9 protein-coding genes are annotated in these 13,264 nt (G+C 56.2%); 3 read left to right on the top strand and 6 right to left on the bottom strand.

From position 1 onward, the window contains the following. Positions 1–10: 10 nt before the first annotated feature. A complete protein-coding gene (locus QZ725_RS08865) occupies positions 11–2,227 on the bottom strand; it encodes an ATP-binding protein (RefSeq protein WP_293778627.1) in 2,217 nt (738 codons plus the stop codon). 307 nt (positions 2,228–2,534) lie between these two features. Between QZ725_RS08865 and QZ725_RS08870 the strand changes: the two genes are divergently transcribed. The 3 genes from QZ725_RS08870 (at position 2,535) to QZ725_RS08880 (ending at position 6,894) form a co-directional block, all read left to right on the top strand. Then, positions 2,535–4,889 carry a catecholate siderophore receptor Fiu gene (locus tag QZ725_RS08870; protein ID WP_293778628.1) on the top strand — a complete coding sequence of 785 codons (2,355 nt, stop codon included), beginning with the start codon at positions 2,535–2,537 and terminating at the stop codon, positions 4,887–4,889. 93 nt (positions 4,890–4,982) lie between these two features. Continuing rightward, a complete protein-coding gene (locus QZ725_RS08875) occupies positions 4,983–5,663 on the top strand; it encodes a Fe2+-dependent dioxygenase (RefSeq protein WP_293778630.1) in 681 nt (226 codons plus the stop codon). A gap of 94 nt (positions 5,664–5,757) precedes the next feature. After that, positions 5,758–6,894, top strand: coding sequence for an alpha-hydroxy acid oxidase (locus QZ725_RS08880; protein ID WP_293778631.1), 1,137 nt, complete (start codon positions 5,758–5,760; stop codon positions 6,892–6,894). 115 nt (positions 6,895–7,009) lie between these two features. Here QZ725_RS08880 and QZ725_RS08885 read toward each other — a convergent pair whose 3' ends face one another. From QZ725_RS08885 to QZ725_RS08905, 5 genes are all read right to left on the bottom strand, one after another. Next, positions 7,010–9,127, bottom strand: coding sequence for a TonB-dependent siderophore receptor (locus QZ725_RS08885; protein ID WP_293778633.1), 2,118 nt, complete (start codon positions 9,125–9,127; stop codon positions 7,010–7,012). A 226-nt stretch (positions 9,128–9,353) separates the two neighbouring features. Further along, positions 9,354–10,721: a sulfite reductase subunit alpha gene (locus QZ725_RS08890; RefSeq protein ID WP_293778635.1), complete on the bottom strand. Its 1,368-nt coding sequence runs from the start codon at positions 10,719–10,721 to the stop codon at positions 9,354–9,356. Beyond that, the gene (locus QZ725_RS08895) at positions 10,718–11,743 is read right to left on the bottom strand and encodes an FAD:protein FMN transferase (protein WP_293778636.1); all 1,026 of its coding nucleotides are present in this window, start codon (positions 11,741–11,743) and stop codon (positions 10,718–10,720) included. Before QZ725_RS08895 ends, QZ725_RS08890 begins: the two co-directional genes overlap by 4 nt. A 49-nt stretch (positions 11,744–11,792) precedes the next feature. Next, positions 11,793–12,665 (bottom strand): DUF4198 domain-containing protein, encoded by an 873-nt coding sequence (locus tag QZ725_RS08900; protein WP_293778639.1) that lies wholly within the window; start codon positions 12,663–12,665, stop codon positions 11,793–11,795. Positions 12,666–12,740: 75 nt separating this feature from the next. Further along, entirely contained in the window at positions 12,741–13,253 is a 513-nt protein-coding gene (locus QZ725_RS08905; RefSeq protein WP_293778640.1) for a DUF2271 domain-containing protein, read from the bottom strand. Positions 13,254–13,264 lie beyond the last annotated feature (11 nt).

A 13,264-nucleotide genomic window follows, 5' to 3' on the forward strand; every position in this document is an offset into this window, starting at 1 on the left:
GTGTGATAGATCACTGCGGTGTATCGGCAGGCAATTCCTGACTCAGGACGGCGATGACTTCATTCATCGAGTAAGGTTTTGCCAGCATGCGAATGCCGGGCAGGTTCACACGCTGCTCTGAATAACCGGTCGCCAAAACGACGCGAATGTGCGGGAAGCGATCGCGAATGATGTGTGCGAGTTCAATGCCGCTAATAGTGCCGGGCATCACGATGTCGGAAAAGACCAGATTGATTTGCTGATTGGATTCCAATATCTCAACAGCCTGTTCGCCCGTCTGCGCCACACAGACATCCAGACCTGCCACGGACAAGGCTGGCGCAATGGTTTCACGCACCAGCGCATCGTCTTCGACAAACAGAATGCTGCCCTTGATCGTTTGCGCTGGCACCGTGTTGCTATCGAGTTTGGGCAGGAAGGCATCCTGCTCCGCACGCGGCAAATAGATCGTGATCGTGGTGCCGCTGCCTTCACGACTGTGCAGCAACAATGCACCACCGCTTTGCTTGGTAAAACCGTAGACTTGCGGCAATCCCATTCCCGAACCCTTGCCAATCTTCTTGGTGGTGAAGAACGGGTCGAAGGCGCGTGCCGATACGTCCTCGCTCATGCCTGCCCCGGTATCGATCAGGCGAATGCGTACATAGTCACCGGCATGCAATTCGTGCATTGCCGATGTGAAGCATTCATTCTCTGCCTCCAGGGTTATCGTGCCGCCTTCCGGCATCGCATCGCGGGCATTGATCGTGAGGTTGAGCAGGGCCAGTTCGAATTGCAAAGGGTCGATGGTTACCTGCCACAGATCCGGCGCGGTCTTCAACGCGAAAGCAATATTGCTTGGCAGTGCCCCCGTCAAAAGCGGCAAGGTGGTCTTGAGATGGTCGCTGACATCCAGTGTTTCCAGTCGCGCTTCCTGCACGCGGCCGAAGGCCATCAACTGACGCGCCAGTTCACCGCCGCGTGCCACCGCCCGCTGACAAGATTGCAGTAGATTGCGTTCGCGCTCGCCGGTAATGCTCATGAGGCTCAGCTGCAGGCCTGTCGTCAGTGTTTGCAATATGTTGTTGAAGTCATGGGCAATGCCGCCAGTCAGCCGGCCCAGGGCTTCGAGCTTTTGCCCTTGCAACAGTGCACGCTGTGAGCGTTCGGACATCGCGACCGCTTCTTTCACACGGCGCTCCATTTCAGTATGGGTATGTTCTAGCGACTGACTTGCCTGCGCCATCGCTTCGCTCACCGCATCGAACTCGCGCACACCGGAACGCATGGGCGTGACCGGTTCGCCACGGCCGAGTTTTTCTGCCGAATCCTGCAATTTCTCAACAGCATTTGCCGCATTGCGACCAAGCAATACGGCGACTGCTACAGAAAGGCCGAAGAAGACGAGGGAAAGGAAAGCGATGACGGTGATGGCGTTGTAGGCGCTACGCTTGAATTCGATCTGCGGCACGCTGATCAGGAAGCGCCAATCCGAACGCGGTGCACGACTAAAGAAGGCCGTGACGGGCTCGCCGGTCAGGGCGGTGCCATCGTTATTGAAGCCTTCCAGGCTCTCGCGCATCATGCTGACAATGGTGCTGCGGGCAGGCCGGCCGACGAAGCGATCTGCATTGCGATTGCGTGCGGCGATGATGCCATTGCGATCCAGAATCGAGCCATTCCAGGTATTGGGCAGGCGCTGCTCGCGAAACACGCTTTGCAACTGGCTGACAAAGACATTCATTTCCAGAAAGTAGATGAGAATGCCGTCACGTTTGACCGGAACCTGGATCGTAAAGCTGGGCTGATTGCCAATCGGCGAAGTGTAAATGTCGGAGATGACAGTGGCCTCCGGCCCGGCTTCTTCCCGCAGGTTTTGCAGCAGGGGCATGGCGACACGCGCACCCGGCTTGTACGGTAACTGCGTGTTAAGCAAAACCTGGCCATGCAGATCGCTGAGCATGATCGAGGTTTCGATGGTCGGTGCCACGCGCTTGGCTTCCACATAAAACTGTTGTAGATCGCCCTTATCCAGCGCTGACGAAGTCGCCAGTGTTTGCAGTACTGCTTCGCGCTTCATCATCTCGCGATCCACTACCAAAGCCAGTGCCTGCGCTACTTCACGCATGCTTTGCCGATTGGCTTCCTGCGTTTCCGAATAGACATAGTAGATGCCGATACTGGCCGTAATGAAAGCAGGGATCAGTACTGATAGAAAAAGGATGAGGAGACGGGAGCGAATGCGCATTCGAATCGGCAACAGCAAGTAGGGTTTGATAGCCGATGGCTTTCAGGATATTACCAAGAAAGTGTCATAAAACTAGGTGTCGAACTGCACAGGAAAAAAACATAACGATTTTTTCTTAACAAAATATTGATGCAAATCTGCAACGAGTTCTAAGCGGTAGTGCGAAGTGCATTGACCTTATTAATGCGAATCATTACTATTCGCGTCTTATTTGTTTCAAATTGTATCCGTGCCAGCCAAGTTGTGACTTACCCCCAGTCGAGTCAGTAACAGTAGCCAGCTTTACACACTCGAGGAGTATTCACACATGGCACATATAAAGAGCCGCAAGCATTCCATTACGCGTCATTCCCATTGTTCTGCAGCAGTTGTCATGGCGGCAATGACATTCCCCGTCATGGCTCAGCAGGCCGCGGATACCACCTTGCCCGAGGTAAAAGTGACAGGGCAGATGGAAAGCTATAAACCAGAAGTCGTTTCTTCTCCTAAGTATTCCCAGCCTTTAGTTGATACCCCGCAAACTATCAGCGTGATCAAAAAGGAAGTCATGCAAGAGCAAGGCGTGACCACGTTGACAGAGGCCTTGCGTAATACGCCGGGAATTACATTGCAATTAGGCGAAAATGCCAACACTGCAACGGGTGACGCGATTTCAATGCGTGGCTTCGATACGCAAAACAGCATTTTTGTAGATGGTATTCGCGATTTGGGTAGCTATTCACGAGACATGTTCAACATCGAACAGGTTGAGGTACTGAAAGGCCCGACGGGTGCGGATGTAGGTCGAGCGTCGGCAGGCGGTTACATTAATCTACAGAGCAAAGCGCCGCGCGCCCAAAATTCCTTTGATGCGACGGCAGCTTATGGCACCGCGGATCGCTATCGCGTTACCGCAGACGTCAATCGTCGCATCGATGAAGAAGGCACTTCGGCGGTGCGTCTGAATCTCATGAAACAGGGCGGCGGTGTGGCTGGGCGAGATTATGTCGAAAACGAAAGCTACGGGATTGCGCCATCCGTCATCTTTGGCCTGAATACGCCAACCCAAACAACGCTGTCATTCCTCCATTCGAAGCAGAACAATCGCCCAGACGGGGGTGTGCCGACCGTCGGTTTGCCGGGCTATCAAGTGGTGGCTGGTGGCACGGTGACTGCCGCACAAGCGGCAGCCGGCAATGCCGCGCCGGCAGTTGATCCAAGCAATTACTACGGCTCGATCAATGATTTCAACAAGATCGAAGTCAACATGTTCACCGCCAAAGTGGAGCATGCCTTTACGGACAAGCTCAAACTGCGCAATACCTTCCGCTTTGGCAAGGTCGAACAGTTCAACATGACGACGGGCATGGGGGGCGCCACCTTCGTGACGCCAGGTGACCTCTCAAGTTACACGGTCGGTCGAAATCGCGCGGATGGCATGAATCGTTATGCTGACGGTGGTCAAGGCAAGGTGCAGACCAACGAATTGATCACGAACCAAACCCACCTGAGTTCGGAATTTGAAACGGGCGGGCTCAAACATACCTTGGGTGCCGGGGTTGAGTTGATCTATGAACGCCAGAAGAAAAATCACCTCATGGGCGCCAGCGGCGGAACGGGAACAAATGGTGGAACGATCACCGCAGCAAATCTTTACAACCCAAATCCATATTTCGCATTGTTGGACTACAATCCGCGTGAAAACGGCGCTTATGATCATGGTGTGACGAAAACGATTGGTGCCTATGTGTTCGACACCATCGAGTTGAACGACAAATGGCAGATTTCAGGCGGTGTGCGTGTTGACCGTTTCAGTACGGATTTTGAGACATTCAGACTTGCTGGTACGACGAGTGCAGGTGGCGGTGGGACGGGTACGCCCTTGCCTGCGGATACACGAACGAACCTGAGTGCATCCGACACGCTAGTCAGCTACAAGATTGGTGCCTTGTACAAGCCAACAGTGGACAGCAGTGTTTATGGTTTGTATTCGGTATCGAAGCGCCCGCCGGGAGGGGATAATTTTTCGCTCTCAGCAACTGCAAACAATGCAAATAATCCAATCGCAAAACCGCAAGAAGCAACCAATATCGAATTTGGCGCGAAGTGGGATGTGAACAAATCGCTGGCGCTGACGGGTGCAATTTTCAACACGACCAATGAAAATGAAATTGCTACCGATGCCAATAATGTGACTACTCAGATCGGGGAGCGTCGCGTTCGCGGTATCGAGCTCGGTGCAGTCGGACAGATCACATCGGCGTGGCAAGTCATCACGGGTTTGACTTTCCTGGATTCTGAAATTACTCGTGGGAATGCTGCATCGGGAGGCAATAACGCGACGGGTGGCGATATTCCATTCACGCCCAAACGTGCTTTCACATCGTGGACCACGTATCGCTTGCCTTCGGGCTTGATACTAGGCGGTGGCGCACGTTATGTCTCCAAGATCACGCGCTCCAGTGCTGCTGTGGTGGCACCTGCCACCGGCCTGACCGAGTCGGCCTCGTATTGGGTGGCGGATGCGATGGCGTCATACCCCATCACGAAGAACGCGACGATTCAGTTGAACATCTATAACTTGTTCGACAAGAATTACGTCGCATCCTTCAACAATGGTGGCAATCGCTACACGCCGGGAGCGCCGCGTTCCTTCCTGTTGACGGGTAATTTCAAGTTCTGACGTTAACCGCTTTCGCCGCTTGATTCAGGCTGCGATACTAGATCCTCGCTCAACGAGCGGGGATTTTTTATTTGATGAACAAGGAACACGATCATGATGCTGCATATCCCACAAGTGCTGACACTCGATCAGGTAAAACAGATTCGGCTGAAGCTGGAAGCCTCGGATTGGGTTGATGGTCGCCAGACAGCTGGTGAACAGGGGGCACAAGTCAAATGCAATCGACAATTGGATGAAAACTCCGTGGTCGGCCATGAAATCGGACAAACCATTTTGAGCAGCCTTGCCAAGCATCCCCTGTTTGTCTCGGCAGCGCTGCCCCATCGCTATGTGATGCCCTTGTTCAATCGCTACGAGGGCGGTGGGCATTACGGTTTTCATGTGGATGGTTCGATTCGCAGCATGCCCGGTAGCAATTTGCATCTGCGAACCGATCTGTCCTGCACGCTGTTTCTTTGTGAGCCGGAAGAATATGAGGGTGGCGAACTCATCGTTTCGGATACCTACGGCGAACATGAAGTCAAATTGCCAGCAGGCGATATGATTCTTTATCCCTCCAACAGCTTGCATAAGATCGAACCGGTCACGCGTGGTGCGCGCGTCTGTTCTTTTTTTTGGGTGCAAAGTATGGTGCCAGATGATGGCAAGCGCACGATGTTGTATGAACTCGATCAGAACATCCAGCGCTTGCGACAGCAGATTGGTGACACTGCCGAAGTCTTGAGTCTTACCGGCCATTATCACAACCTGTTGCGGCAGTGGGCACTAGTGTGAAGGGAAATGGCAGTGTCCCGGCATTGAGGGTGACGTTTTAATTGTCAATTGTTGTATGTCTAGAATGCCGGATCGTTCCCGGCCTTTACTTCCCATGAACAACATCACCTACCACGCGGCTCAATCACCGCTCGACGCCATCCCTGCTGGCATCCATTGCGCACAGGATTACGAGATGCTGGCGCATCGGTTCATGGCACATCCTGTCCATGAATACATCGCCGGTGGTTCGGGACGCGACTGCACCGTACAGGCCAATCTGGATGCCTATGCGCATTGGTCGGTCGTGCCGCGCCTGTTGCGCGATGTCACCGGCGGTCATACGCAGTTGGCAATGGCTGGTACATCGTTTGCACATCCTATCTTTCTTGCACCCGTTGCTTTCCAACGGTTGGCGCATGTGCATGGCGAGATGGAAACTGCACGTGCGGCGCAGGCAACAGAAAGCTGTCTGGTTGCAAGTACGCTTGCATCCGTTTCGATGGAAGAGACGGCACGCGTCGCCGGACCGCAACGCTGGTTCCAGCTTTACATGCAGCCGCAACGGAATGTCACGCGTGATTTGCTGCGACGGGCCGAAGCCGCGGGTTATGGTGCGATCGTCGTCACGCTCGATGCGTCGGTGCAGGCAGCGAGTCTGCGTGCCTTGCGTGCAGAGTTTCTTCGACCGACGGATTGCATTGCGGTCAATCTGGCGGGCTACAACATGTCTGCGGATGCCGGCGCACCAACAGCAGGCAGCCGTATTTTTCAGGGCATCATGCGGCAGGCACCGGTATGGGCGGATCTGGAATGGTTGATGACACAGACGACCCTGCCGATTTGGGTCAAAGGTGTATTGCATCGTGACGATGCCGTGATGCTGAAAGACAAGGGCGTGGCGGGTTTGGTGGTGTCTAATCACGGCGGCAGAAGTCTGGATGGCGCGCCGGCCAGTTTGCATGTGTTGCCTGCCATACGCGCGGCGGTTGGGGCAGATTTTCCCTTGCTGCTCGATGGAGGTATTCGTTCCGGCAGCGATGTCTTCAAGGCGCTGGCATTGGGCGCGAATGCGGTCATGATCGGTCGCCTACAAATGTATGCACTCAGCATTGCGGGCGCACTGGGCGTTGCTCACATGATTCAGTTGCTGCGTGAAGAACTGGAACTGTGCATGGCGATGGCCGGTTGCACGACCTTGAAGGAAATTGACCGTCATGCTTTGGTGGCAGCGAATATGCCGTATGCATGAAGCCTGGTTGGCGAGGTTACCGATTTACATCAAGGTGACTGATCGGACAGTGACCGTCTTGATTGGAGGCGAATAAAAAGCGGAAGCCAGATGAATCTGGCTTCCGCTTTTTTCATCAGAATGCGTAACGTGCCGTCAACTGTGCCGAGCGCGGTGCACCCGGTGTGATCGAGTTGGCGACGCTGCCGTGTGCCGATGCATAGTACTTTTTGTCGAACACATTGAAGATGTTCAACTGCAGATCGACGCCTTTGACGCGATAGGCCACCATGGCATCGACCGTCGTGTAACTTGGCAAGGTGACGGTATTGTAGGTATCGGCAAAGCGATCACCGACATACGTTACGCCGGCACCGGCGGTCCAGTTGGGCGCGAAAGCCTTGGTCATCCAGACATTGGCGCTGTGGTCGGGTGTGAGGGTGGCTTTCTTGCCTTGTGCGGCGATGCCATTCGGTACGCTGGCGACGTTGTTGCTGACAGCCGTCGAGCTGGTGATCTTGGCATCCAGCAGCGCATAGCCGGCCGAGATTTTCCAGTCGCTCGGCAGGTTGGCGGCGAAGCTCAGTTCCAGGCCGTTGGTGCGTTGCGTGCCGAGGGCTGTCGTCACACCTGATGGCGAAATCGACGTCATGTTCGTACGCTCTACGCTGAAGACGGCCGCGTTTGCAGACGCCTTGCCATCGAACAGATCAAGTTTCGTGCCGATTTCCTTGCTGGTGGTTTCCTGTGGAGCGAACGGTGCATTGGCTGCGGTCAGGTTGAAGTTCTCAGCGGAAGGCTGAAACGACTTGCTGACGGAAACGTAATAGGACTGCGTGGCCGAAGGCTGATACACGACACCGGCACGTGGGCTCCATGCGGTATCGGTGCGGCCTGGAATCGTGGAATTGAAGACTTCTTGCTTGAAGCGATCATAACGAATGCCAAGCAGTGCCTTCCACTGTTCGGTCAGTGTGACCAGATCCTGTACGTAAGCGGCAGCGACGGTGCTACTGCCGCGATTAGGTGTGCCGCCACTCAATGGTGTGCCATTCGTCAACACCGGATTGAATGCATCGGTGACGCCTGCAGTACCGGTACGGCTCCATTGCCAGCGGTCTTGCACACCAAGCTCGACACCATACAGAATCTGATGCGCCATGCCGGCCAGTTCGGCTTTTTGCGTCAGTTCCGTCTGGTTGAAGATGCCGTGTTCATCGCGTGCGATACCGCTACGCGTACGTGCAACCTGATAGCCGGAAGGGAAGGTGGCATTGGCCGTCACTGCACCCGGCACGACGTTGTAGCGATCCAGCTTGTATTGGTAGTAGCGGAAGGCATTGCGCAGCGACCACGTATCGTTGAAGCGGTGTTCGAGTGTGGCGGTAGTCGAACTGACGGTGGCTTCGACACTATCAGCATCGCGTGCATTGGCCGAACCGTAATAGGTTGAGGGATCCACATTGATAGGACGACCATTCAGCGATGGAATGCCAAAGTCAGTCAGTCGTTTGTCGTGCAGATAATCGGCTTGCAGCAGCAGCGTGGTGTCAGGGCTGAGCTTCATCAGCACCGATGGTGCGAAGGCTTCGCGTTCGAGGAATTGCTGGTTACGGAAGCTGTCGGCACGTTCGACGGCGCCGGTCATGCGGAAGGAGACCGTGCCTTCTTCATCTGCTTTGCGGGCAATATCGAATTCGCCGCGGCGCTGGTTCCAGCTGCCGACCGTCAAGCCAACTTCGCTTTTGTCGATGCCGGGCTTTTTGGTAATGCGATTGATCATGCCGCCCGACGAGCCACGACCGTAGAGCACCGATGCTGGACCCTTGACGACCTCAATCTGCTCGATGTTGGAGAGGTCACGGAAATACAGCGCATCGTCGCGCATGCCATCCACAAATTGATCGCCGATGGCACTGAAACCACGAATAGAAACCTGATCGCGCTGGCCGTCACCATTGGACAAGCTCACGCCGGGAATCGCCTTGACGGCATCTTCCATCGAACGCACACCCTTGTCGCGCATCAGTGATTGCGTGACGACATTGACGGTTTGCGGAATGTCGCGCAGCGGGGCGTCGATCTTGGTGGCGGAGGAAGCAGTCGGTGCGTTGTAGGTATTGGCCGTGCCTTCGACATTCACGGCAGGCAGCGTGGTATCGGTTGCGGCAGTCTGGGCAAAGACGCCCGTGGCAAACGGCAGGGAAAATACGGCAAGCAGGGCGGCTGCCATGGGGGTGAGACGGCGATCCATTTTTATCCTCTAGGGGCTGTTTGGCTGGCTAGAGGCACGACGTCTACCTTGGCTGGCTAAGGGAAGATGGCCCCGGCTGCCTTGGTTTGTCTTGTTTGCAGGCGCGCCGGGTCCGGCTGCCGCGAAGTATAAATACGACTTGTTCTCACTTCAAAGCGCGACGAGAAAAAGTGTGGTGTTCTTGCACAAAGAGCGAAGATGACGTGATTTTATCGTTAAGAAGTCGTTAATAGACGTCGCGTCGATATCTGCCAGCAGCAATCAATCGCACAATTTCGTCTTCACCCGCAATCTGTTTGAGCGCTTCTTCCACGCCGCCAGCCATGCCTTGCAGGCTGCCGCAAACGTAAATGGCGGCACCTGCGGCGAGCCAATCGCGTACGCGTTCTGCTTGGGCGATCAGGCGATCCTGTACATATTCGCGTTGTGCGCCATCGCGTGAAAACACGATGTCGGCGCGTTCGAGCACACCAGTGGATTGCCACGTCTCGATGTCGGCGCGATGGAAAAAGTCATGCGCCGCCTGTCGTTCACCGAAGATCAGCCAGTTGCGTGTCTTCGCACCCGTTGCAGCACGCGCCTTCAGATGACTGCGCAGACCGGCCAGCCCGCTGCCATTGCCGATCAAAATCAACGGACGCGCAGCATTGTCGCCAAGCCGGAAATTGGCATGCGCACGCACGCGCAGATCGACAATGGCACCGACGGATGCGGCATGGGTCAGCCAGCCGGATGCAAGGCCGAGTGAACCATCGCTGTGCTTTTCCTGGCGCACCAGCAGGTGCAAGCTGCCGTCAGCAGGAATCGAGGCAATCGAATAGTCACGCGGGCGATGCAGATCGGCCGGCGCGAGGATCTGCACCAGATCGCCGGCTTCCCAATCCAGGGGTATGGCGTCCTGCGGTTGCAGTTCGATATGAAAGGCCGGATTGCCGCTGCTGCCCGGATTGAGTTCGCGGCGTACCGTCAGTATCCATTGCTGGTAACCGGGGCCTTCCCAATCGGGGACATCGTTGGTGCCGGCGATGTGGCTCAGGTGATGCTGCCATTCCTGCAGTGGCTTTTTGGTGCTGCCACCGCTATTGACCGCAACATTCTCGAACAGGGCTTGCGCCCCGCGCGCCTTGAGCCAGGTAGTGAGATCGCGCCCGAAACCGCAGTATTGCGGGTAGCTCGTATCGCCCAGCATCAGCACGCCGAAGTGCAGATGCGTCAAGTCGGGCAGGCCGGACGTCATGACCTTGCTGGCAAACGCGGTGCCGTTATCCGGGGCGGCACCTTCACCATAGGTGCTGACGATGAAAAGGGCACGTTCGATGCTGCCGAGATGATCGGCATCGACTTCCGACAGCGCACACAGGTGCGCATCGACGCCACCGGTTTTCAGAATCTCGACGGTACGGTGTGCCAGTTGCTCGGCGAAGCCGGTCTGGCTTGCATACGCCACCAGCCATGCATGGCGTTGGTTGGATAATTGCAGCGCACGCTGTTTGCGTTGGCGATGACGCGTCCACCAGATACCGCCGCACATCAGCACGTAGCCAGCGACGCAAAGCAGGGCGACGAGAAGGCGGGTTTGATGGTCCCAGTTCATTGCAACATCGCTTTCATCGCAGTGCTCGTCATGGCATGCAGCGCATGGTTTTCACGGGAGAGAAAAAGGGCCGCGATGCCAAGCTTGTCGGCACACGCAAGTCCTTCTTCGCATCCCATCACGCCAAGCGCGGTAGACCATGCATCGGCCAGCATGCAATCGCGATGGATGACGGTGACCGAGGCAAGATGGTGCTGAAGCGGCCGTCCCGAACGTGGATCGATGGTGTGCGCATAGCGTGTCGTGCCGCGGGTGAAGCTGCGGCGATAGTCGCCCGACGTTGCGACCGCGCAGCCGTACAGGGCAAGCAGATGTTCATCTGTTGTTGCTGCGTGATCGTCTGTCTGTGCGGGCGGTTGCTCGATTGCCACCCACCACGGTTGCCCATCGGGACGAATGCCAATGCCACGCAATTCGCCACCGATTTCAACCAGAAAATTTTCGATACGCAAGGCAGTCAAGGTGCGCACTACAAGATCGACGGCATAGCCTTTGGCGATGGCGGAAAAATCCAGTGTTAGCCCGCCCGGTTGCTGTACGCGCTTTTCGGCACGATCCAGTTGAAGGCGTTGCCAGCCACACAGTGCGCGCGCTTGTTCGACTTGTTCGTCAGAGGGTGGCTGAAAGCCCGGCTCATCGTAGCGATTGGTCGGCCCGAAGCCCCACAGATTCACCAGCATGCCGGCGCTCGGATCGTAAGCGCCATTGCTTTCGCGTGCGACCTGCAAGGCGCAGTCGAGAACATCAAAAAATGCATCGGGCAAGGCATGCCATGAACCGGCTGGCGCGCGGTTGTAGCGACTGAGATCGGATTCCCTTTCCCACGTGCTCATTTGCTCGATCACCAGCGCGAGCTGTTGTTCGATCGCGGTGCGCACGGCGGTAAGCGTCTGGCCGGCACGTGTTACCAGCTTGACACTCCAGGTCGTGCCCATGGTCTGTCCCTGCAGGGATTGCACGACGGTGCCGAGTATCGGTGCAGCAGGTGCAACGTCGATCAGAGGGATGTAGGTATGACGCATGGTGAGAGAACATGCCGTCGGTACCAGACCGACGGACTAGCGAGAAAATTTACGGCAGGATTTCCAGCGTGGCGGTGTAGCTGGCGCGGCGTGTCGGTTTGTCGATAGTGCCGACCGGCAGTGCGTGCGAAGGCTTGATCGCGACAGCCGAGCCGGGGCCGGCGACTTGCAGTTCACCATTGTCTTCACTGGCATTGAGCCAAACCATGCCGGCTTCTTTCCATGTCACGCTGAATTTGCCGTCGGCGTCGGTACGTGTACGTTGCTCGTTCAATTTGTCACGGTAACGCGCACCGCCCGGAATCACGGAAACATCGAGGTTGGCAGCGGGCTTGCCATCCAGCAGGAACTGGAATTGCGTGCTGTCGCCGACATACAGATCATTGGGTGCCGAAAGCGGAACGAGTTCGAGGCCGACATTGTTTGGTTTCAGCACCGTATCGCTGGGTTTGCCGACCGTGACGAAGGTCTCGAAGCGCGCCTGCGCAAGTGAAACGTTCACGTCTTTTGCGCCGGCTGGCATTTCTCTGGCGAAGTTTTCTTTCTTGCCACGCCAGCGCTTGTTGGCATCGCCAAGTTTATAGGTCGCGACCAGCGTTTGGTTGATGACTACGGCCTTGTACGTGCCTGGCGCGCTGGGGCGGAATTCAAAACTGTTGCGTGTCTTGCCCTGGGTGTTCAGATTTTCCACGGGCACATCCTTGCCATCCGGTCCGAGGACGCGCAAGTTGCCTAGCGCCAGCGGACCGAGTTTCAAATGGAACACATCGTTGGAAACGGCGGCATCTACCGCAACCCATTCCGCACCGGACAACACGGTAGACGAGGGCAGCAGCCAGGCGCGGTGTGCATGCGCGGCGATGGGCAGGGCCAGCGTCAAGGCGAGGGCGGTGGTAGCCGTGCGCAGGAAGGCGGTGTTCATGGTCGTATCCTCATATTCTTTTCAGCGTTGTTGCGCTGGTGTCGTTGTTTGCCAAGACTGCCTGGCAGACTGCATTCAGGGTTTGAGCGTGATGCTGACCAAGCCCAGTTCGCTGTCTCCCTTGGCTTGTGCGGTGACGGTTGATTTCGTCGGCCATGTGAAGGGCACGCGCAGCAGTTCACGGCCACCGGCTTCGCGTGCGGCTTCCACCACGAGCTGGTATTCACCGGCCGGCAGTTCGTTGAGACCGCTTTTCGCACCGTTGAAAGACAAGGTATGCGTACCCGGTGCGCGTGTGGCACCGCTCAAGCCATCGACCGGCATCGTCAGGTCGCGACCACTCTTGCGCCACCACTGACGCAGATCCTTCAGGTACTTGTCACCTTCGTTACCTTTGGATTTGAGTTGATGCCAGAGGGCGAGATTGCGCACGAAGCGCTGGTCCTGTCCTTCGATCCAGACCGCGACATAGGGCTTGTGATAGGACGCAACGGTCAGCAGCGGAAGCTCGATCTTGACGTCCAGATCGCCGGCGAAGGCCGGTGCGGTCAGGGCGGTGCCGAGTAAAAGAGGGATGTACTTGGTCATGATAAATAGCG

The sequence above is a fragment of the uncultured Oxalicibacterium sp. genome, assembly GCF_913776015.1.
GTDB lineage: Bacteria > Pseudomonadota > Gammaproteobacteria > Burkholderiales > Burkholderiaceae_D > Oxalicibacterium.